The sequence below is a fragment of the Nocardia puris genome (assembly GCF_003315035.1).
Lineage (GTDB): Bacteria > Actinomycetota > Actinomycetes > Mycobacteriales > Mycobacteriaceae > Nocardia > Nocardia puris.
The window spans coordinates 87,563-107,757 of record NZ_QNRE01000013.1 but is presented as its reverse complement, the minus strand read 5'-3'; the positions used below and the strand labels follow the sequence as shown (position 1 = coordinate 107,757).

The following is a 20,195-nucleotide window of genomic DNA, read 5'->3' as shown; positions in this document are numbered from 1 at the left end:
GATGGAAGGTGACGTCGGACGAGGTGGCGTGGTGCGCGTCCGCTCGGCCGAGCGGACAGGCTGGTTCGACGGGCTACTTCATGTCCAGGTCTCGTCGGCCGAACCCGGCGCGACCCGCCGCCGCGGCGGCCGCGGCGAGCGCCGTCAGGGTCAGCGGCCCCTGCCACCGCATCGGCTCCATCGGCAGCCGCGCGACGTGCTCGAGCGGCGAGAGGCCGGACACCCAGGCGGGCAGGTCCATGATCGGTCCGAAGAACCCGAGAATCATGCCGAAGCCGAGCAGCGCCCACGTCACTCCGATGCCCGCCGGGGCGACACCGTAGAGCAGCGCGGCCACACCCGCGATCAGCAGGACGGCGGGCGCGTACACCACATGGGCCGCGATGGCCTCCCACAGGTAGTCCGCGTCGCCGACCGACAGCGCGATGCTCGAGCCCAGTACCGCACCGGTGACCAGCAGGAGTGTGACGACTCCGGCGGCGGTGACCAGGAGATGGGAGGTGAACCAGCTCCGGCGGGAGACCGCGGTGGCCAGTACCGGCTCGGCTCGCCCCTTCGTCTCCTCGGTGCGTAGGCCCTGTACGGCGAGAATCGCGAAGACGGCAACCAGCAGAGCGTCGAACAGCGCCATGGTGCCGACGTATCCGTCGAGCATTCGGCTCGCGTCCCCGCCCATGACGGCGACGACTTCCTCGGGCAGATCGTCGAACGAGTCGACGACGGCGTCGCCGATGCCGCCGTAGAGCGCGCCGCCGGCGGCCAGCGCGGCTCCCCATCCGAACAAGCTGGCACGCTGCAACCGGAAGGCCAGCGCGACAGGGGAATTCAGCCACCGCGCCGCAGTCGGCGACCCGGGCCGCGGGGGCACCAGACCCGCGCCCAGATCGCGCCTGCGCGACAGGGCGTACGCCAGCGCCGCAGCGCCGAGGGCGAGCGCCACCGACAATGCCAGTGGCCACCAGCGCCCGTCGGCATAGGCGCGCGTCTGCTGCGACCAGGCCAGCGGCGACAACCACGACAGAGCACTGCCGCCTTCGCGCAGTGCGTCACCGGCGGCGCGGATCACGTAGGCGCCCCCGAGCGCCGCTCCCGCCAAACCGGCTGCCGCGCGCGAGTATTCGGTGATCTGCACGGTGACGGCGGTGATGGCCGCGAACACCAGTCCCACCGCGCCGACGCCGGCGCCGAAGAGCAGGGCGTCCGCGCCCGACGCGCCGGTGAGTGGGAAGACCGCCGCGATCGCAAGGGCCAGCAGCGCGTTCGCGAGCGCCGCGACCAGCAGGGCGGCGGTGAGCTGGGCGTGGCGACCGACGACGTCGGCGCGCACCAGTTCGGCCCGGCCGCTCTGTTCCTCCACGCGCGTGTGCCGCGAGACCAGCAGGATGTTCATGAGGGCGGCGAGCAGCAGGAAGTACAGCCCGTAGATGCCGACGATCACGGATTCCACGCTGGGATCGGACAGACCGTAGCCGGGCCCGGAAACCAATGCTCCGACCACGCCCTGGCCGAACCGACCGACCGCGCGCAAGTCCTCGTCGGTGCGGTAGATCTGGGGAAGTGCCGCGGCGTAGTACAAGCCCATGAACGCGATGCCGGCGATCCACGCGGGCAGCTTCACGCGGTCGCGGCGCAGCGCGAACCGGACGAGCACGACCGTGCCGGTCAGCGCTTCCTCCTCGGTGGGGAGCCTGCGCCGTGCCGCGCCGGGTGCGAAGGTGGTGGTCATTTGCCCGCTCCGTTGCCACTCGCGGCGAGTTCGTCACCGTAGTGGCGCAGCATGAGTTCCTCGAGAGTCGGGGGATGGCTGGTCAGCGACCGGATGCCGGCCGCACCGAGTCGTGCGATCGCCTCGTCGAGCGCGGCGCCGTCGACGTCGAAGCGGATACGGTCGTCCTCCGTCACGACGCCGTACACCCCCGCGAGTGCGTCCAGGTTCTCCACCGGGCGCGCGGTGACCGCCTCGACGGAGGTGCGGGTGAGATGCCGCATCTCGGCGAGGGTTCCCGACTGCACCGTGCGCCCGCGCCGGATGATGCTGACCCGGTCGGCGAGCTTCTCGACCTGGGCGAGAATGTGGCTGGACAGCAGAACCGTGGCACCGGCGGTCTTCAACTCGTGCACCACGTCCTGGAACACCACCTCCATCAACGGGTCGAGGCCCGCGGTAGGTTCGTCGAGCAGATACAGCTCGACCTCGGCAGAGAGCGCGGCGATCAGCGCCACCTTCTGCCGATTGCCCTTGGAGTAGGTGCGGCCCTTCTTGGTGGGGTCGAGGTCGAAGCGCTCGATCAGCTCCTCGCGTCGCGCCGCGTTCTGCCCGCCGCGCAGCCTGCCGAACAGGTCGATCGCCTCACCGCCGGTGAGGTTCGGCCAGAGCTCGACGTCTCCGGGAACGTACGCCAGCTTGCGGTGCAGTGCGACCGCGTCCGCCCACGGGTCGCCGCCGAGTAAGTTCACCGATCCGGAGGTCGGCCGCAACAGGCCGAGCAGGGTGCGGATGGTCGTGGTCTTGCCCGCCCCGTTGGGGCCGAGGAAGCCGTGCACTTCGCCACGAGCGACGTCGAGATCGAGTCCGTCGAGGGCCACCGTCGAACCAAAGGACTTGTGCAATCCGGAGATTGCGATCGCGGTATCCATGAGAGTCAACGCTACAGTCTTTTCACGAATTTGTGAACTATCTGAACTGTATGATGTACCTGCACGCATCGGTGGATCGGGACGGAGGCGCAAGCGTGGACCAGCAGGAGGAGGCCGTCCTCCGCTTCGTGGAGCAGTTCGCGCTGCTGCTCACCGAATCGGGCATGCCGCGGATGTCCGCCCGGGTGTTCGCGTACGTCCTGGCTGATGACGCCGACCGCTACACCGCGCAGGAGCTGGCCACGGGGCTGCGGGTCAGCGCCGCCGCCATTTCGGGTGCGGTACGCCACCTGGTGCAGATCGGTTTGCTGGGTCGCGAGCGTGAGCCTGGCGCGCGCACCGACACCTACCGCGTGTACGACGACGACGTCTGGTACGCCATCACCATGCACCGCCAAGAGGCGCTCGATCGTTCGATCCGTTTCTTGAGCGACGGGGTGGAACTTCTCGACCACGCGCGACCGGGTGGCCAGCGGGTACGCGAGACGCTGGAGTACTACCGTTTCATGCGGGCGGAGGTCCCCGACGCGATGCGCCGCTGGCAACGGCGGCGCGCGGAACTGTTCACTGACACACCCGGTTGACGAAAGGCGCTGGCATGGCGGACGACACGGGCTCACCTACCTCCGACGACCGGGTGCGGTTCATCGAGAAACTGGCCCTCGGTCTGGCCGAGATGGGGTGGCCGCGCACGCCGGCGCGGGTCTTCGCCGCCATGATCGTCGCCGACAGCGGCCGGCTCACCGCGGCGGAGCTGGCCGAGACGCTGTCGATCAGCCCGGCCGCGGTCTCGGGTGCGGTGCGCTACCTCGACCAGGTCGGCATCGTCGCCAGGGAACGCGTCCCCGGGCAGCGCCGGGACAGCTACCGCCTGTACGACGACCTCTGGTACGCCAGCTTCGTCAAACGAGACCGCCTGATGAAGATGTGGGCGGAAACCGCCTCGGAGGGCATCGGACTCGTGGGCGCGGACACCGATGCGGGGCACCGGCTGGCCGACATGCGCGACTTCTTCGAATTCTTCGCCGCCGAGTTGCCCGTCATGTTCGATCGATGGCACGCCCAGCGGCCCAGTCGCGATCGGTGACAACGGCGTTCGTCGCCGGGGCGGTTTCCTTACGCCATCCTTACGCGCGAAAGCGTCAGTGTTGCGGTAGCGTCGCCTCCGGTGTGCCGGGAAGCCTGGTCGGCGAGGTTCTGCGCGAGAACGAACAACCGAGACCGATCGAGGGAGGTGCGCGTGCGCCACGGCGGTATCGCCCGGGCCTGGGGGCCACGGTACGACGGGGTCCACGCGGGATCGGCCGAACCACCTCTCGGCAGCCGTGTCTCGGCGCCCTGAGTCCGGACCCGGGACGACGGCCCCGGACCTCACCGCCGGGCAGGGGCTGCTGCGAATCCCGGATGCCCAAGTCAATCCGGTGCGCGCCATCGTGCGCAGACTCGGTTACGCGCTCGCCGCGCTGGGCCTCGCGACCCTCGCCGTCTACCTCGACCGCGACGGTTACACCGACCACGACGACCACGTGTCCCTGCTGGACGCGGCCTACTACTCGACCGTGTCGCTGTCGACCACCGGCTACGGGGAGATCGCGCCGTTCACCCCGCGAGCGCGACTCGTCAACGTCCTCGTCGTCACCCCGTTGCGCCTGTTCTTCGTGATTGTGCTGGTGGGCACCACTTTGGTCGCCCTGACCGAGAACTCGCGCGCGGCGTATCGAATCCACCGGTGGCGCGGGAGGATTCGCGATCACACCGTCATCGCGGGTTTCGGGACGAAAGGCCGGGCCGCCGCCGATGCCATCATGCTCGACGGTGCCGACCCCTCGCGAATCGTGGTCGTCGACCCCGACCCCGATGCCGTGGAACGGGCGACCGCGCGCGGATTGATCGCGATCCACGGCTCCGCGGCGGCCATCGAAGTGCTGCGTCTCGCGGGCGCCGACACCGCTCGCAGTCTGATCGTTTGCCCCGATCGCGACGACACCGCCTTGCTGATCACGTTGACGGCGCGGCAATTGACCGTCACCGCGCGGCTGGTGTCGGTGGTGCGCCACGCGGAGAGCGCCCGTCACTTGCGACGGGCCGGCGCCGACGCCGTGGTAGTGGGTTCCGAAACCGCGGGTCGCCTGCTGGGGGTGGCGATATCCAACCCGCACGCGGTCCAGATCATCGAGGACCTGCTGACGCCCGCCTCCGGGCTCGCTCTGGGAGGCAGGCCTGTCGAACCGGGCGAAATCGGCGATTCGGTGGACAATTCGGACGACACAGTCCTCGGCGTCGTCCGTGCCGAGCGTTTGCTGAGGGTGGGTTCGCATGAGATCGGGCCCCTGCGAGCCGGTGATCGACTCCTGGTCGTCCAATACGCCGATACCTCGCGCGCGACCGGCGAACGCGGAGTATGACGTCGCCGGGCCGGGGCGCGCCCACCCGGTGGCAGCGGCGCGGGTGCTCTCCGGCGCCGGACACACTGTGAAGCCGAGCGGGGGCCGCGTACGCCGTCGTGACGTGGAGCACAACTGACCATCCGGTTTGCGCATCGACCGATGTATACGGCATCTTTACAGGCGGAGCGCCGGGAAGTCTGGTCGGCAACCCGACCCGAGACGGGCCCGGGTAGGACTGGCGAAAGGTTGTTCATGGCCATCACGGGCGCATCTCGCGCGTTGTCCGCCGAACCCACGACTCGACGCCTCGCATGAATCGACCTACTTCTCGCCCACGTCTCTTCGCGCCGGGCTCCTGGCCCGAAGCGCAGCGCGTCGCCGCGATCCTGCGCACCGAGACCGTCGGTGGCGCGCTGCTGATCGTCGCCGCCGCCGTCGCCTTGATCTGGGCGAATACGCCGTGGTCGGCCGCCTATGACACGATCCGCGACATCCGCGTGGGACCCGAGAGCCTGCACCTGGACCTCACGCTGGGCACGTGGGCCGCGGACGGCTTGCTGGCCATCTTCTTCTTCGTCGTCGGGCTCGAGCTCAAACGCGAGTTCGTGGCGGGCGATCTGCGCGATCCCCAGCGCGCGGCGCTGCCGATCGCGGCCGCGGTCGGCGGCATGATCGTCCCGGCTCTCATCTTCGTCGCGATCAACCTGTCCTCCGAAGGGGACGCGCTGTCCGGGTGGGCCGTGCCCACCGCGACCGATATCGCCTTCGCGCTGGCGCTTCTCGCCGTTCTCGGTTCGCACCTCCCCGCCGCGCTGCGGACGTTCCTGCTGACCCTGGCGGTGGTGGACGACTTGCTCGCCGTCACCGTCATCGCGGTCTTCTACACCGACGACCTGAACACCACCTATCTGGCGCTGGCCGTGCTGCCCCTGGCCGCGTTCGCGGTCGCCGTGCAACGTCGTATCTCCAGCCCGTGGCTGCTGATACCGTTGGCGGCGCTCACGTGGTTCCTCGTCCATGAGTCCGGTGTTCACGCGACGGTGGCCGGGGTGTTGCTGGGATTCACCGTGCCGGTCCTCGCCCGCGACGGCGGGGAGGGCACGGACCAGCACCACGGCTTGGCCGAGCGCTTCGAACACCTCATCCGCCCGTTCTCCGCGGGCGTCGCCGTTCCGGTGTTCGCGTTCTTCGCCGCCGGCGTCACCATCGGCGGTGCCGACGCGTTCGTCACGGCGCTCGGCGACCGCATCACCCTGGGCATCATCGCGGGTCTGGTGCTCGGCAAGGCCATCGGCATCACCCTCACGACCTACCTCGCCGCCAAACTCACCCGGGCTGAACTGGACGACGACCTCGCCTGGGTCGACATCATCGGCATCGCGTTGCTCGGCGGCATCGGGTTCACCGTCTCCTTCCTCATCGGCGCGCTCGCTTACGATGACCCGACCCGCGGCGACTACACCCGAATCGGCGTTCTCATCGGCACTCTCACCGCCGCGGCCTTGGCCGCCGTCGTCCTCACCAGTCGCAACCGCACGTACCGCCGCATCACCGAGCGTCAATCTCGCGACGACGACCACGACGGCATCCCCGACGTGTACCAGAAGCCCTGAGCGGGTTCGTCTCTCGTTGCACTGCGCCGGGATGGCGCCGGCGTGTGCTTCGGTGTCGAAGTGCTCCGGATCGGCGACGCCGCCGGTATCCTTGCCGCGGTGTCGCGTGCCGGTCCGATCGGATGATCCGACCGAGTTCGTGATGTCCGGGCGACTCCTTTCCGGGTCGCCACTGCTGTCCCATGCACCGCCCCGTTCATCGCCCGACCGAGGAGGACATCAGCATGAGTACCGGCGGACCCACCCTGGCATCCGAATACGCGACCCTGTCGCCCTTGCAGGTACGGATCGACACCCACCGCGAACACAGCGAGCGCCCGGACGACCCGGTGTCGGCGGTGCTGGGTGCGTTGGCGCTGAAGGGATCCGAGGCGCTGGCCGATATCGGCTGCGGTGACGGACGATTCCTCGCCGACCTGCGCGAGCGGGGGCACCGGGGGCGGCTGGTCGGCCTCGACAGCTCCGCCGCGATGGTGACGGCCACCGCGCAGCTGCCCGACGTGCGGGCTGTGCTCGGCGAGGCCGAGGCGCTGCCGTTCGATGACGCCGAGTTCGACGCCACCACCGCCCGCCACATGCTCTACCACGTCCCCGACCCGCAGCGCGCCCTGCGCGAGCTGCGCCGCGTCACCCGGCCGGGCGGCCGCGTGGTGGTGGTCGTGAACCACGCCGGAACCTGCGCCCGCACAAGGCAACTCGTCCTCGACCGGGCGGCCGAACACGGCATCTCGCCCACCCCGGGCCTGCTCAACGCCGTCGACTCGACCACCCTGCCCGACATGATGGGCGAGGTGTTCACCGACCTGCACATCCGCCGCTACGACAACGCCCTCGTCTTCCACACCCCCGACCCCCTCCTCCGCTTCGCCGAAGCCCTCTTCTCCTTCTGCGGCATCACCCCCGACCACCCCCACCGCAGCGCCATCCTCGCCGCCCTCACCACCGACATCCACACCTGGTTCACCACACACCCTGGTCAACCCTGGCGCGACCCCAAGGGGTATACGGTGGCTACGGCGACCGTCGAATAGCCTTCCCCAGCAGGGGAATTCGACTGCATCGAGGCCACTGGACCCGGTGGCTTCCTCGGGGCGCCAACACCTCGTCCGCCGCGCGCCCGGCCTGATCGCGGCCTCGGCGTCCCTCCGTGAGCACAGCGGCCGCCGCGGGCGGGGCGGGCGCGCTACCCGCGGGCACGCTGACGCCACTGCTGAACACCTTGCAGGCCAAGCGAATTGTCGCGGCGGACGTGCCCCTGTCCACACATCCCGACGGCAAGAACAAGCGTTATCGAATAGCGGACTCCTACCTCAGATTCTGGCTGGCCTTTCTGGCACGCGGGATTCCGCTCGTCGAACGTGGTCGCGGGGATGTGGCGCTGGAGCGGATCGAGCGGTCCTGGACATCGTGGCGCGGCCGCGCGGTGGAGCCGGTGATCAGGGAATCCCTGCTCCTCCTCCTGCCCGACGCCCGCTGGCCGGAGACCGAAGCGGTGGGCGGCTGGTGGAACCGGCAGAACAATCCGGAGATCGATCTGGTGGGTGCCGACCGCGAACCCGTCGCCGGCTCAGTGCATTTCGTCGGATCGATCAAGTGGCTGGAGGACCGGCCCTTCGATCGCCATGACTACGACGCCCTGACCCGCGGCGTACTCTCGGTGCCCGGCACGCGGTACGAGACACCGCTGGTGGTGGTCTCGCGCTCCGGGGTGGAGGAGGGCCTGCCGATCGCCGCGCACTGGGGGCCAGAGGACCTGCTCCGCGCTTGGCCGTGAACCCGATCGAAAAGTCTTGTGCTGTAGTCGTTTACGCGCGGACGCGGTGTCCGAGTTTTGCTCAGGTCGGGCAGCCGACGGCCGAGGAAGACCCGGTCGTCAGGGCGGCGACGAGCCCGGCGAGCAGCCCCGCGGCGCATTCGGCGGAGTAGGTGGCGAGGTCGGTGGCGGCGGGGGTCACCGGCACCGCCGGTTCGGCCGCGGCCGTGGGCGCGGCGGTGAGCACCGCCCCGATCACGAGTGCCCCGGCGGCGATCGCTCGGATCCTGGTCATCGGCTCGCTCCCTCTGTCGGTCCCTGCGCGCTATCCGGGTCGGCTCGTCGCACCGACGCTATCCCGGTGAGCCGGACCCGCGGCAGCCCACAGTTATGAGGGGCGAAACGTCGCTTCCCCACGGACGCTCCACAGGGGCTACGGTTGTGATGGTTCTGACGGTTTCAGGGCGCGAAACGCGGCGAAATCGCAGGTAGGCACCGCTGGCCGGGTCGCGCGCGCGGCGGTGTGACGCAGTCCCCACCGGCGATCGGGCGAAGGGGACGTTAGGCTAGGCTATGCTTAGCCGACTTTGGGGTCGGTTTTCCGCCGGCACCCCGTCGGCTCGGTTCCGCGCGGTAACTCCCGCGCCGGCCAGGGCGGTCGCTCAACGGACGAGAGACGAAGTCACGCTGGGTGCGCCGTTCGCGGCGCTGGGTGAGGAGTACGTCGTTTGCAGGGACTGTATGACCGGGATCAAGAGAAGAGCAGCTGTGGTGTCGGGTTCCTGACCCGCAAGGACGGCGTCCAGACCCACGAGGTGATCCGCAAGCTGCACGAGGCGCTGTGCGCGGTGCCGCACCGCGGCGGTATGTCCTCCGAGGGCGTCGGCGACGGCGCGGGCGTGAATCTGGATCTCTCGGTGCGCTTCTTCTCCGAGGTCACCGGCCACGAGCTGCGGCTCGGGCACTTCGGCGTGGGCAATTTCTTCCTGCCCACCGACACCGCCTACCACCCCGAGGCCGAGGCGGTCATCGAGGACGCGCTGCTGGCGCAGGGTTTCGCGATCCTGGCCAAGCGCGACGTGCCCGTCGACAACACCGCCATTCGCCCAGCGGCGGTCAAGTACCAGCTGCCCATCCGGCAGTGGGTCTTCCGCGCCGACTCCGACCGCAAGATCCACGACGCGCTGATGGACATCGAAGCCGTCGCCTACACGCGCCCGGAATTGCTGGGGCTCTACCCGCTGTCGCTGAGCGCGCGCACGCAGGTGCTCAAGGGCCGTCTCAACTCCCACGAAGTGGTGCCCTACTTCCGCGACCTGTCCGACCCGCGGATGGAAGTGCACTCGATGTTCTTCCACACCCGGTTCTCCACCAACACCGCGCCCAACGCGACCATGGCGCAGCCGTTCCGCCTGATGGCCCACAACGGCGAGCTCAACACCGACAAGAAGAACCGGCTCTCCGAGAACGCCCTCGCGCGCGCTCGCAACCGCGCCATCGTGCGCCCGGTCGGCCAGTCCGACAGCTGTCGTCTCGACCAGACCTTGCAGAACCGGGTGCTCGAGGAGGACCTGGACCTGGTCACCGCAGTCGTCGCGATGATGCCGCCCGCGTGGGAGAACGACAGGACGCTCTCGCCGCGCGTGACGGCCATGCTGGAGTACTTCAGCCTCTACGAAGAGAAGAACGACGGCCCCGCGGCGCTGATCTTCGGCGACGGCACCATCATCGGCGCGCGCCTGGACCGCCTGGGCCTGCGCCCGCTGCGCACCGTGGAGACGGCCGAGTACTTGGGCGTCATGTCCGAGGCCGGTCAGGTGTACTTCTCGCCGGAGGAGGTGGTGCAGCGCGGCCGCATCGAGGCGGGCGGCATGCTCTACTACGACCACGCCGAGAGCCGCTCCTACACCACCACCGAAGCGCTGGAGATGCTCGCCGCCCGGCACGACTACCCGGCCATGCTGGCCGAGGCGCGGGTGAACATCGCCGATCTGCCGCCCGTGCCGCCCGCGAACCAGGGTTCGCCCGCGCGCTACGACGGCGATCTGGACCGCCACCAGCGCTACGTCGCCTACTCGCTCAACCAGGAGAGCTTCAAGTTCCTGATGGATCCGATGCTGGCCACCGGCCAGGAGAAGATCTCGGCGATGGGTTACGGCGCGGCGATCAACGCGCTCTCCGATCAGGAAGGCGGTGTCGCCAAGTACTTCTCGCAGCGGTTCGCGCAGGTCACCAACCCGCCGCTGGACAGCATCCGCGAGGCCGACGGCATGACCCTGCGAGTCGCGCTGGGCGCCAAGCCCAACAGCGGCGCGAAGCCCGCGCCGCAGATCGTGGTGCCCTCGCCGATCCTGACGCACCTGGACATGCTCGGGATCCGCGAGCAGGACCACACCCCCGTGCGCCGGTTCGGCATGCGCTACCGGGTGGACACCACCGACCCCGCCGCGAACGCCGAGGCGCTGGTGCGCGCCATCGACGAACTCTGCGACGAGGTGGAGGCTTTCGCGCGCGAGACCGGCGGCATCGCCGTGGTCACCGACCGCCACGTGTCGCGCGAGCGGGCCGCCATGCCGCTCATCATGGTGATCTCCGCGCTCAACCAGCGGTTGATCGAAGAGGGCCTGCGCCTGCGGGTTTCGGTGATCGCGGAGAGCGGCCAGTTGTGCTCCTCGCACCACGTCGCCGCGGTGCTCGGCTTCGGCGCGTCGGCGGTGTATCCGCTGGCGGTGCGGATGCGCGCCGAGGAGAAGTACGGCGCCGAGGCCGATCAGGCGTTCAAGCATTTCGCGAAGGCGGCCGAGAAGTCGCTGATGAAGACGATGGGCCGGGTCGGGCTCTGCACCGCCGAGAGCTACATCGGCGGCGAGTTCTTCGAGCCGAACTACCTCGACACCGCGGATCCGGTGCTGCACAAGTACTTCCCGAACGTCATCTCGCCCGTCGCGGGCGTCGGGTTCGGCACCATCGCCGCCGCCGTGGCCGACTGGCACGCCCGCGCGCTCGAAGTGACGGGGGAGAAGGACGTCCCGCTGCTGGGCCTGTTCAAGGAGCGCGCGGAAGGCGCGGGCCACTCCTACGGCACCACCGCCGTGCGCGGATTCGTGGACATGACCGAGGAATCCATCTCCTTCGGCGACGAAGCGCGCCCGGACAACCCGGATATGGCCGACGCCACCTTCCTGCGGCTGCTGCCGCTCAATCAGCTCGAGGGCGCGTTCGGTCTCGACGACGACGCGTACCGCAACACCAGTTTCGACGAGCTCACCCCGCGCGCCATCGACAGCTTCGACATCACGCCGGGCTACCGGAACTTCGTGCGGTCGATGAACGCCGAGCGCGCCCGCCGTCCCGCGGCGCTGCGCGACGTGCTGGCGCTGCCCGCCGACGTGAACTTCGTCCACACCGCCGACGAATTCCGCAGCGAGATGGGGCACTTCGCGCGGTTCGGCAATAACGACTTCCAGGCGCGCGGCCTGTCCTGTGAGAACCGCGAGGGCGCCTTCGTACTGCGGCTGAGCCACGGCCCGGAACGCCTTGCGGCGCTGGCGCATTCGCTCGAGGCGCGGTTCGGCGACGAGATCCAGAGCTTCGAGATCGTGGACGCCGAGCTGCGGTTGCACGCGACCGGTCAGGCCGAGCGCTACCTGGCGAAGATCCGCACCGCGCCGGATTCCATTCCGCTCGCCCAGGTGCAGCCGGCCAGCGAGATCACCCGCACCCTGGCCTCAGGCGCGATGAGTCACGGCGCGCTGGTGGCACCGGCGCACGAGGCGGTGGCGCACGGCACCAACATGGTCGGCGGCATGTCGAACTGCGGTGAGGGCGGTGAGCACCTCACCCGCTACGGCACCATTCGCGGTTCGCGCATCAAGCAGTTCGCGTCGGGCCGGTTCGGTGTGTGGGCGGGGTATCTGGCCGACCCGATGCTCGAGGAACTCGAGATCAAGATCGGCCAGGGCGCCAAGCCCGGTGAGGGCGGCCAGCTGCCCGCGCCGAAGGTCACCGTGGAGATCGCGGCCGCGCGCGGCGGCACACCCGGGGTCGAATTGGTCTCGCCCCCACCGCATCACGACACGTATTCGATCGAGGACCTGGCTCAGCTCATCCACGACTGCAAGGCCGCCCGCGTGCGGGTGATCGTGAAACTGGTGTCCTCCGAAGGCATCGGCACCATCGCGGTGGGTGTGGCGAAGGCGGGCGCCGACGTCATCAACGTCGCGGGCAACACCGGCGGCACCGGCGCCGCGGCCGTGACGAGCCTCAAGTACGCGGGCCGCTCCGCCGAGATCGGTGTGGCCGAAGTGCATCAGGCCTTGTGCGAGAACGGTATTCGCCAGAAGGTGACCCTGCGATGTTCGGGCGCGCACCAGACCGCCAGTGATGTCGTGAAATCGGCGCTGCTGGGCGCCGACAGCTTCGAGTTCGGCACCACCGCGCTCATGATGCTCAAGTGCGTCATGGCGAAGAACTGCAATATCAAGTGTCCCGCCGGGCTCACCACCAATGCCGAAGTGTTCGAAGGTGATCCGCGCGCGCTCGCGCAGTACTTGCTCAACATCTCGCACGAGGTGCGCGAGATCCTGGCCACGCTCGGCCTGCGGTCGCTGCGCGAGGCGCGCGGGCGCAGCGACCTGCTGCATCTGCTGGACCACCCGTCCAGCATCGGCAGGCTCGACCTGCGCCGGATGCTCGCCGTCGCCGAGGAATTCGTCGTCGAGAACCCGATCTACATGGAGAAGGACTACTCGATCGACGACGCGTTCCTCGCGCGCCTGGACTTCGGTGGCGTGGACCTGCCCCCGGTAGAGCTGACCAACCGGAACAAGAGCGTCGGCGGACAGCTCGCCATCGATATCGAGCGGATGCTCAATCACGAAGGCGCGGACGGTCCCGCCGTCGCCACCGACGATCGCGGGCGCCGCTACCTGCTGCCCGACAGCGTGCGGATCACCACCACCGGATCGGCGGGCCAGAGCTACGGCGCGTTCTGCAACGACGGAATGGTGCTCACCCACACCGGTACCTGCAACGACGGCGTCGGCAAGGGCGCGGGCGGCGGCACCATCGCGGTGCGCTCGCCGGGCGGCGGCTCGGACGCCCACGGCGGCAACGTGCTCATCGGCAACTTCGCGTTGTTCGGCGCCTCGGGCGGAAGGCTTTTCGTCGAGGGGCAGGCCGGTGACCGGTTCGCCGTGCGCAACTCCGGTGCGAGCGCCGTGGTCGAGGGCGCCGGTGAATTCCTGTGCGAGTACATGACCAACGGCGCGGTACTCAATATCGGCGGCTTCGGCAAGGGCGTCGCCAACGGCATGAGCGGCGGGTTCCTCTACCAGTACGACCCGGAAGGTCAGCTGCCGTCGAAGGTCAGCGCCGACTCGGTGCTGGTGCTGCCGATCGCCGACGCGCCCTTCCACGAGGTCGCCGCCCGCACCCTGCTCGAATGGCACACCGACGTCACCGGTTCGGTGAAAGGCCGTGCGCTGCTGGAGGATTGGGAGACCACCCGCACACACCTGGTCTACGCGATGCCGCGCGCTCTGCTCCAGTACCAGGACGCCGACGCGATCCTCGCCGCCAAGACCCGCAAAGAACTGCTGGACGAACTCGCCGCCGCGCTCTCGGGCTATCAGGTGCGCAAGTTCAAGGTGTCCTACCGCGACAGCGGCGTCGTCCTCGGCGGTGCGGTGCCGGGATACGGCGACACCGACACCGAGGAGATGTACGCGTTGCTCAACACCTACACGGTGCTGAATATGGCGCAGCAGCTGGCACTTTCGCGGATGCCGGGGGTGGGCGACGTGCAGGACCCGCGCATCGGCAAGGCGGTGCGCAACCTGATCCTCACCGAGGACTTCTTCCTCATCCAGAAGTTGCAGAAGTACGCCCGCGAGGCGATCGACGGCTTCAGCGACGAGGATCTGGCCGTCCTCATCGCGAACAAGCGCCTCACCGACTACAAGGAGGCGCTGAGCAAGCGCAACGTCCGATCCATGGACAGTCCGGGCACCTACGGCTGGATCCTGTTCCAGAGCACCAAGAACACCGACAGGATCGGCCGCCTGCCCTCCTTCGAGGAGTTGTTCTGCCACCAGGCCATCCCCGTCGTCGCCATGTCCGTCCCCGCTGACCCCGTGAAGAGCGCATGAAGATCGCCTACATTCCCGAAGACGCCCCGTTCAACGAGGACCAGCGCGCCTGGCTCGCCGGCTTCCTGGCGGGGTTGCACTCGCGCATCGCGATGAACGTCGCGTCGCCGCCCGCGGCCGTGGCCGACACCTCGGCGCCCCGCCCGCCGCTGCGCGTGCTCTACGGAACCCAGACCGGCAACGCCGAGGGCGTTGCCAACGACGTGGTGGCGGCCGCGAAGGCGCAGGGTTTCGACGCCACGGTGAGCGGGCTGGACGAGATCGCGCTCGACCAGTTCGCCGGGCTGAAGTACGTCCTCATCGTCACCTCCACCTACGGTGAGGGTGAGATGCCCGATAATGCCGAATTGTTCTGGGAGGCACTGTCTTCCGATATGGCGCCGCGACTCGGGGGCGTCGCCTACGGCGTGCTCGCGCTCGGTGACACCGGCTACGACGGGTTCTGTCAGGCGGGCAAGCTCATCGACACCCGGCTCGAACAGCTCGGCGCGCACCGCGTGATCGGCCGCGCCGACTGCGATATCGACTACGAGACGCAGGCCGCCGAATGGGTGCGCAGCGCCGTCGGCACGCTGGTCACCCTCGCGGGCGCCAGCGGCACTCCGGGCACGCCGCCGCCGAGCACGGTGGCGCGGTCGGGCTGGACCCGCAAGAATCCGTTCCCGGCGCAGGTGCCGGTGAACCGGGTGCTGTCGGGTCCCGGTTCGGGCAAGGAGATCCGGCACTATGAATTCGCCTTGGCGGACAGCGGGATTCACTACGAGGCCGGCGACGCGCTCGCCGTCTTCCCGGAGAACGACCCCGCGCTCGTCGAGGCCATCGCGGAGCACTTCCGCGTCTCGCCCGACACGCTGGTCGACGGCGAACCGCTGGGCGAGCTGCTCGGGCACCGCTACGAGATCAGCACTCCCTCAAAAGATCTGCTCAGCGAAGTGGAGCATCGCGCGGAGAACGAGGAGCTCTCCCACGTGGTGCGCGGCGGGGTGAAGGATGTGCTGGACCGCTGGCTGTACGGGAAGGACATTCTCGACATCCTGCGTATCGGCGGTGACACGCTGAGCCTGGAGGAGTTCGTCGGACTGCTCAAACCGCTTGTGCACCGGGCGTATTCGATTTCGTCCAGTTCGCTGGCCCATCCGGAGCGGATCCACCTCACCGTGGCCGGCGTCCGCTACCACAACGCGGGGCGCGAACGCGGCGGTGTCTGTTCGACATTCCTAGCTGACCGATGTGCGGGCGCGAAGATCTTCTTGCAGCCCAACAAGTCGTTCCGTGTGCCCGCCGACGACGTGCCGATGATCATGGTCGGCCCCGGCACCGGCATCGCGCCCTTCCGCGCGTTCCTGCAAGAGCGCGAACAGCGCGGCGCGGGTGGGCGCAACTGGTTGTTCTTCGGCGACCAGCACCGCGAACACGACTTCATCTACTCCGACGAGCTCACCGGCTGGCACGAAGCCGGGCTGCTCGATCGGCTCGACCTCGCGTTCTCCCGCGACCAGGCCGAGAAGATCTACGTGCAGACGCGCATGCTCGAGCACGGCGCGGATCTGTACGCCTGGTTGCAGGACGGCGGCCACTTCTACGTGTGCGGCGACGCGACGCGCATGGCCAAGGACGTGGACAAGGCGCTGCACCAGATCGTCGCCACGCACGGCGGATTGAGCGCCGAGGACGCCGACGAGTACGTCAACAGCCTCAAGCGCGAGAAGCGATACGTTCGCGATGTGTACTGACGGCCGCCGCTGCGAGCACTGCCCAGCGCAGCCGCTCGGCGCCGGGCCCAGGACGGTCGCCGAAGCATTGCCCGCGTTGGGCACCGTCGTGTCGGTCACCGCGAACGACGCGGCGCTGCTCAGCCACACCGGCGAGTACGAACCGCCCGCGCTGCCGAGTGAGGCGCTGCGGTGCGGGGAGCGCAGCATCGCGCTGCGGGTGAATCCCGGGCTGGTGGGCGACATATTCCTCACGTCGCGCGCGCTGACGCTGGCCGACCGGGCCGGCACCCACCGCGCGTACCTGACGCCCATGTCGGACCGCATGGTGGTGCGAGCGCTGGAGGCGACGCCCGCGCAGGAACCCGAGACCGCCGACGTGCTGGACTGGTCGACCGTCGACTGGAGCGACGCCGACCAGATCACCCACCTCGACGCGCTCACCCCTGAGCGCTACCGCGTGCTGCCCTTCACCGGCGCCCGCCGCATCGAATCCCGTGTCGTCCCACACCTTTTGGCGCGCCTCACCGAGATGAGCCTGGCCTTCACCCTCGCCGTCCCCGGCGGCGGCTGCCTCCAGCTCCACCGCGGCCGCGCCGCCATGGTCGACTTCGCCGCCACCCACTTCGCCGTCGTCTTCGGCGCCGCCCGCTACGCCCTCGACCCCACCTTCGTCGCCGAATGCTGGGTCACCCACACCCACGGCACCGCCGGCCCCGCGTCTTCGGTGGAGCTCTACGACCACAGCAACCGCTGCGTCACGGTGCTGACCCAGACCGGGCCCATCTGCCCGCATGCGAGTGCGGCGTGGGAGGCGATCACGGCGTCACTACCGGAGGGGTAGGGGACCTCTCCCGGCGACGCGTGGGTCACACGAATAGCTCGGGCTGTGCACCCCGCCGGTTCGAATGGCGGTTCGGTGCGGATTCGCGGGAACCAGCGTGCGGCTCCGATATCTGGCCAGGGGTGGGTTCGATACGGCTCACCTGGGCCAAGGATGCGACACAGATCAGGACAAGTGGCACAGATCACAAGTTTCCGCCGCGACTCGCCAGTTTCCGATGTTGTGGGCCTCTGGTATTGTTCGTAACAACGATGCCCGCCAAGGCTAGAGCGCAAGCTTCCTTACTTCGGCGGGCTTTCTACTACCCTCACCGTGGTGAAGCCCTTTCTGAGCCTTGACCAGCAGGTTCAAAAGCTGCGCGACAACGGGTTGTCGCTCACCGACGCCGAAGCCGTCGACGCTCGCCGGTTCCTCCAGGACCACAACTACTACCGGGTGAGTGGCTCTTTTCGGTACTTTCAGGCCGATCCGGTCAACCAGCAGAATCGGTTCACCGCTGAGGCGAGTTTCGCCAAGATCCGGCAGGCTCACGACTTCGACCGGCACCTGGCCGTCCGGCTGCAAGCCGGCCTGGCAGAGTTCGAGATCGTGTTCCGGTCCCAGCTGGCCTACTTGGTGGCGAAATCGACCGGACCTGACTCCTACCTATACGAGACCACTTACGACGGCGGCGACTCTACGAAGAAGGCACTGATCAAGAGCATCAACGATGAGCTCGAACGATCGACGGAGCGGTTCGTCCAGCACCATCGGCGGCTGGGCCAGCCGGTGCCGATCTGGGCGGCGGTGGAGGTCTTCTCCTTGGGGACAAGTTCCAAGTTGTACGGCCTGATCGCGGACGCCGAGGGTGTGTTCAAGCCGCTTGCGGAGCGGTTCGGGATCAGTCATCGCGCGTCGCGCAAGATTTTCCGGTCGATGTCGGTGCTGCGCAACGTATGTGCGCACCATGGCCGGATCTGGAATCGCAACCACGGTATCGATGTCGAGGCGCCGCCGCAGGTGCGCAGCGGGTCCGACAAGGCGATCTTCACGAACACGCCGTGGGCTTGGGTGCTTACGGTGGGGTATCTCACCGACCAGGTTCGCGGGGACGCGAGCTATTCGGAGTCGTTGTGGGACTTCATCGACGCTCAGCCGGACTGGCTGTGTGAGGGGCTGACGTATCCGTCGCCGAAGTAGTGCCGAGGGTGACGCTCACCGGCGAAGTTCGCTGAGCGGTTTCGACGCGCGGCTCGACGGCTCGGGGCTGGGTGCTCAGGTGTCGGTCCGTGGGACTTCGCAACCGATCAGGAATCGAGAAGCGCTGGTCAAGGGGACGTCGCTAGCGTCGTTCGTATCGAAGTCCCGCCCGGTGCTGTGCCGGAGCGCGGGTTTGCCGGTCGGTTGAGGAGGTTCCGATGAAGCGGGTTCGTCAGACGCATCGATGGATGGGCGTCACGTTCGCGGTGGTTGTGGTCGTGACCGTCGTGGTGTTGGGTGCCGGGGGACCCGAGTGGATGTCCTACGTGCCGTTGCTTCCGCTCGCCGTGCTGTTCGTCTCCGGGGTGTCCCTGTTGGTGGGGTGGTGGCGTGGTGGACGGGCGGTGAGTGGGGTGCGGCAGTGGCATCGTTGGCTCGCAACGGCCTTCGTGATCTCGGTGCTCGTCACCACGGTCACGCTGGCGGCGAGTGGGCCGGCGTGGGTTTCGTACATTCCGCTGCTTCCGCTGCTCGGACTGTTGTTCTCCGGGCTGTACATGTTCATTCGGACGTCGGGCGCGGCGCGGGGTATTCCTGTGGCCCGGTAGTTTTCGGTGCTCGAGTATCCGAACGCGGAGGAGCGACTTACGATGGGAGTCGAAGTATTCGGCGGTCGTCGGGGGTTGCGGTGAGCACGACGTTCCTGGTTGTTCACGATGTCGCCGGGTGGTCCTGGCGCAGGACTCGGTGCCGGAGGCGCCACCGCTCTCGGACAAGGCGCTTCAACTGATGCGCTATCTGCGGTGGCTGGCCATCCTCGTGATCGTGCTCGCGGTTCCGGCCGTGATCATCGTCGCGATCCGTGTGCTGAGTTCCCGAGGGAGCAGGAGGGACCCGGCCGGTCCGCCGCCGGGATACCAACCGCCATCGCTCTACCCAGGCGCGGCGGCGCACCCGGGTGCCGCTCAGCCGCCCGCGGCCCCGCCGTGGGCGCAACCGGCTCCGCCGCCGAACCCCGCCGCCTTCCAGGACGATGCCGTTTGGCGTCGCCCTGACCGGCAGTGAGCGGAGCGGACTTCTCGCCATGTCGACGGTGTACGTCGGGCAGTGCCCTTTCAGGATGCCGCCTGCCGTCGCCGTGACCGGCAGTGCGCAGGGCCGGCTTCGCGCTGTTTCGACGGCGAGCGTCGGTCGAAAGCCTTGCGGGACAACGTCGTCTGGCTCGGTCTCGATCGGCGGAGGCCGAGTCCCACGGCACGTATCGGTTGAAAGTCTTGCAGGGCAAGCAAGCTGATTGACTCAGCCTGGGTGCCCCGGCCGCCAATCGTGCGGCGGATCCTCCCCGACGCGCCCGTCCACAGCCTCGCGGAGAAGGTCGGCGTGCCCGGTGTGGCGGCCGTACTCCTCGATGGCGTCGCAGACGAGTCGCCGGAGGCTGACCGCGGCGCCGTCCGGGGGCGTGAGGGCGATCGGCTGGTCCAGACCACCGTCGGCCAGAGCGGCGGCGAGGGTCGAGCGCGACCACTCGACCGTCTCGTCCCACAGCGCATAGAGATACTCGGGGGAGTCGTCGGCGGCGGAATCGAAATCCCAGTCCGGATCGCCGCGCCAGTCCGCGGTCTCCCACGGCGCGCCGGGCGACGCACCGTGCAGTTTCATCGCGAAGCATTCGCGCTCGACCCGCGCCATGTGCTTCAGCAACCCGCCGAGCGTGAGGGTTGAGGCGCCGATCCGGGCGTTCAACCCGGCCGCGTCGAGCCCGTCGGTCTTCCAGCGGAACGTCGCGCGCAACCGGTCGAGCGCGCCGACGAGATGTTCGGCTTCGCTGCCCGCGAGTGGCGGCTCCCAGGGCGGGTCTTCGGGCGTCATCCGCCCACGATATTCCTGGTCCGAGCGGTTCGCCGCCCAACTCCGCACTTCG

The 20,195-nt window shown here is 68.7% G+C and carries 16 protein-coding genes; 12 read left to right on the top strand and 4 right to left on the bottom strand.

The window, feature by feature from the left end:
- Positions 1-73: 73 nt before the first annotated feature.
- Both DFR74_RS36245 and DFR74_RS26685 read right to left on the bottom strand, forming a co-directional pair.
- Entirely contained in the window at positions 74-1,726 is a 1,653-nt protein-coding gene (locus tag DFR74_RS36245; protein ID WP_067508596.1) for an ABC transporter permease, read from the bottom strand.
- Positions 1,723-2,637, bottom strand: coding sequence for an ABC transporter ATP-binding protein (locus tag DFR74_RS26685; protein WP_067508594.1), 915 nt, complete (start codon positions 2,635-2,637; stop codon positions 1,723-1,725). The genes DFR74_RS36245 and DFR74_RS26685 overlap by 4 nt, the downstream gene beginning before the upstream one ends.
- Before the next feature lie 95 nt (positions 2,638-2,732).
- Between DFR74_RS26685 and DFR74_RS26680 the strand changes: the two genes are divergently transcribed.
- The 6 genes from DFR74_RS26680 (at position 2,733) to DFR74_RS26655 (ending at position 8,411) form a co-directional block, all read left to right on the top strand.
- On the top strand, positions 2,733-3,221 hold the full coding sequence (locus DFR74_RS26680) for a GbsR/MarR family transcriptional regulator (protein WP_233444462.1): 489 nt from the start codon (positions 2,733-2,735) through the stop codon (positions 3,219-3,221).
- 14 nt (positions 3,222-3,235) lie between these two features.
- Positions 3,236-3,724: a GbsR/MarR family transcriptional regulator gene (locus tag DFR74_RS26675; RefSeq protein ID WP_067508592.1), complete on the top strand. Its 489-nt coding sequence runs from the start codon at positions 3,236-3,238 to the stop codon at positions 3,722-3,724.
- 238 nt (positions 3,725-3,962) lie between these two features.
- Entirely contained in the window at positions 3,963-5,042 is a 1,080-nt protein-coding gene (locus DFR74_RS26670; RefSeq protein ID WP_067508589.1) for a potassium channel family protein, read from the top strand.
- Between the two features lie 293 nt (positions 5,043-5,335).
- Positions 5,336-6,637, top strand: coding sequence for a Na+/H+ antiporter NhaA (nhaA, locus tag DFR74_RS26665; RefSeq protein ID WP_084537552.1), 1,302 nt, complete (start codon positions 5,336-5,338; stop codon positions 6,635-6,637).
- A gap of 224 nt (positions 6,638-6,861) precedes the next feature.
- Positions 6,862-7,668, top strand: coding sequence for a class I SAM-dependent methyltransferase (locus tag DFR74_RS26660; protein ID WP_084537562.1), 807 nt, complete (start codon positions 6,862-6,864; stop codon positions 7,666-7,668).
- 116 nt (positions 7,669-7,784) lie between these two features.
- Positions 7,785-8,411, top strand: coding sequence for a DUF234 domain-containing protein (locus DFR74_RS26655; protein WP_113975305.1), 627 nt, complete (start codon positions 7,785-7,787; stop codon positions 8,409-8,411).
- 61 nt (positions 8,412-8,472) lie between these two features.
- On the opposite strand, the gene DFR74_RS26650 is transcribed toward DFR74_RS26655, so the two are convergent.
- Positions 8,473-8,685: a hypothetical protein gene (locus tag DFR74_RS26650; RefSeq protein WP_067508583.1), complete on the bottom strand. Its 213-nt coding sequence runs from the start codon at positions 8,683-8,685 to the stop codon at positions 8,473-8,475.
- 433 nt (positions 8,686-9,118) lie between these two features.
- On the opposite strand from DFR74_RS26650, the gene DFR74_RS26645 reads away from it, so the two are divergent.
- The 6 genes from DFR74_RS26645 (at position 9,119) to DFR74_RS26620 (ending at position 19,339) form a co-directional block, all read left to right on the top strand.
- Complete coding sequence (locus tag DFR74_RS26645) at positions 9,119-14,539, top strand: glutamate synthase-related protein (RefSeq protein WP_067508580.1); 5,421 nt, start codon at positions 9,119-9,121, stop codon at positions 14,537-14,539.
- On the top strand, positions 14,536-16,272 hold the full coding sequence (locus DFR74_RS26640) for a diflavin oxidoreductase (RefSeq protein WP_067508578.1): 1,737 nt from the start codon (positions 14,536-14,538) through the stop codon (positions 16,270-16,272). Before DFR74_RS26645 ends, DFR74_RS26640 begins: the two co-directional genes overlap by 4 nt.
- Positions 16,262-17,095 (top strand): ChuX/HutX family heme-like substrate-binding protein, encoded by an 834-nt coding sequence (locus DFR74_RS26635; protein ID WP_067508576.1) that lies wholly within the window; start codon positions 16,262-16,264, stop codon positions 17,093-17,095. The genes DFR74_RS26640 and DFR74_RS26635 overlap by 11 nt, the downstream gene beginning before the upstream one ends.
- A 315-nt stretch (positions 17,096-17,410) precedes the next feature.
- Positions 17,411-18,274, top strand: a complete 864-nt coding sequence (locus tag DFR74_RS26630; protein ID WP_170160802.1) for an Abi family protein — start codon at positions 17,411-17,413, stop codon at positions 18,272-18,274.
- A gap of 218 nt (positions 18,275-18,492) precedes the next feature.
- A complete protein-coding gene (locus DFR74_RS26625; protein WP_084537551.1) occupies positions 18,493-18,882 on the top strand; it encodes a hypothetical protein in 390 nt (129 codons plus the stop codon).
- A 118-nt stretch (positions 18,883-19,000) separates the two neighbouring features.
- Complete coding sequence (locus tag DFR74_RS26620; protein WP_067508573.1) at positions 19,001-19,339, top strand: hypothetical protein; 339 nt, start codon at positions 19,001-19,003, stop codon at positions 19,337-19,339.
- Positions 19,340-19,573: 234 nt separating this feature from the next.
- Here DFR74_RS26620 and DFR74_RS26615 read toward each other — a convergent pair whose 3' ends face one another.
- Positions 19,574-20,143, bottom strand: a complete 570-nt coding sequence (locus tag DFR74_RS26615; RefSeq protein ID WP_067508571.1) for a mycothiol transferase — start codon at positions 20,141-20,143, stop codon at positions 19,574-19,576.
- Positions 20,144-20,195: the final 52 nt, after the last annotated feature.

Coding starts and splice junctions, on each gene's coding strand:
- DFR74_RS26625 (WP_084537551.1), top strand. CDS start 18,493: ATGAAGCGGGTTCGTCAGACGCATCGATGGATGGGCGTCACGTTCGCG.
- nhaA (WP_084537552.1), top strand. CDS start 5,336: ATGAATCGACCTACTTCTCGCCCACGTCTCTTCGCGCCGGGCTCCTGG.
- DFR74_RS26675 (WP_067508592.1), top strand. CDS start 3,236: ATGGCGGACGACACGGGCTCACCTACCTCCGACGACCGGGTGCGGTTC.
- DFR74_RS36245 (WP_067508596.1), bottom strand. CDS start 1,726: ATGACCACCACCTTCGCACCCGGCGCGGCACGGCGCAGGCTCCCCACC.
- DFR74_RS26685 (WP_067508594.1), bottom strand. CDS start 2,637: ATGGATACCGCGATCGCAATCTCCGGATTGCACAAGTCCTTTGGTTCG.
- DFR74_RS26650 (WP_067508583.1), bottom strand. CDS start 8,685: ATGACCAGGATCCGAGCGATCGCCGCCGGGGCACTCGTGATCGGGGCG.
- DFR74_RS26640 (WP_067508578.1), top strand. CDS start 14,536: ATGAAGATCGCCTACATTCCCGAAGACGCCCCGTTCAACGAGGACCAG.
- DFR74_RS26615 (WP_067508571.1), bottom strand. CDS start 20,143: ATGACGCCCGAAGACCCGCCCTGGGAGCCGCCACTCGCGGGCAGCGAA.
- DFR74_RS26635 (WP_067508576.1), top strand. CDS start 16,262: ATGTGTACTGACGGCCGCCGCTGCGAGCACTGCCCAGCGCAGCCGCTC.
- DFR74_RS26660 (WP_084537562.1), top strand. CDS start 6,862: ATGAGTACCGGCGGACCCACCCTGGCATCCGAATACGCGACCCTGTCG.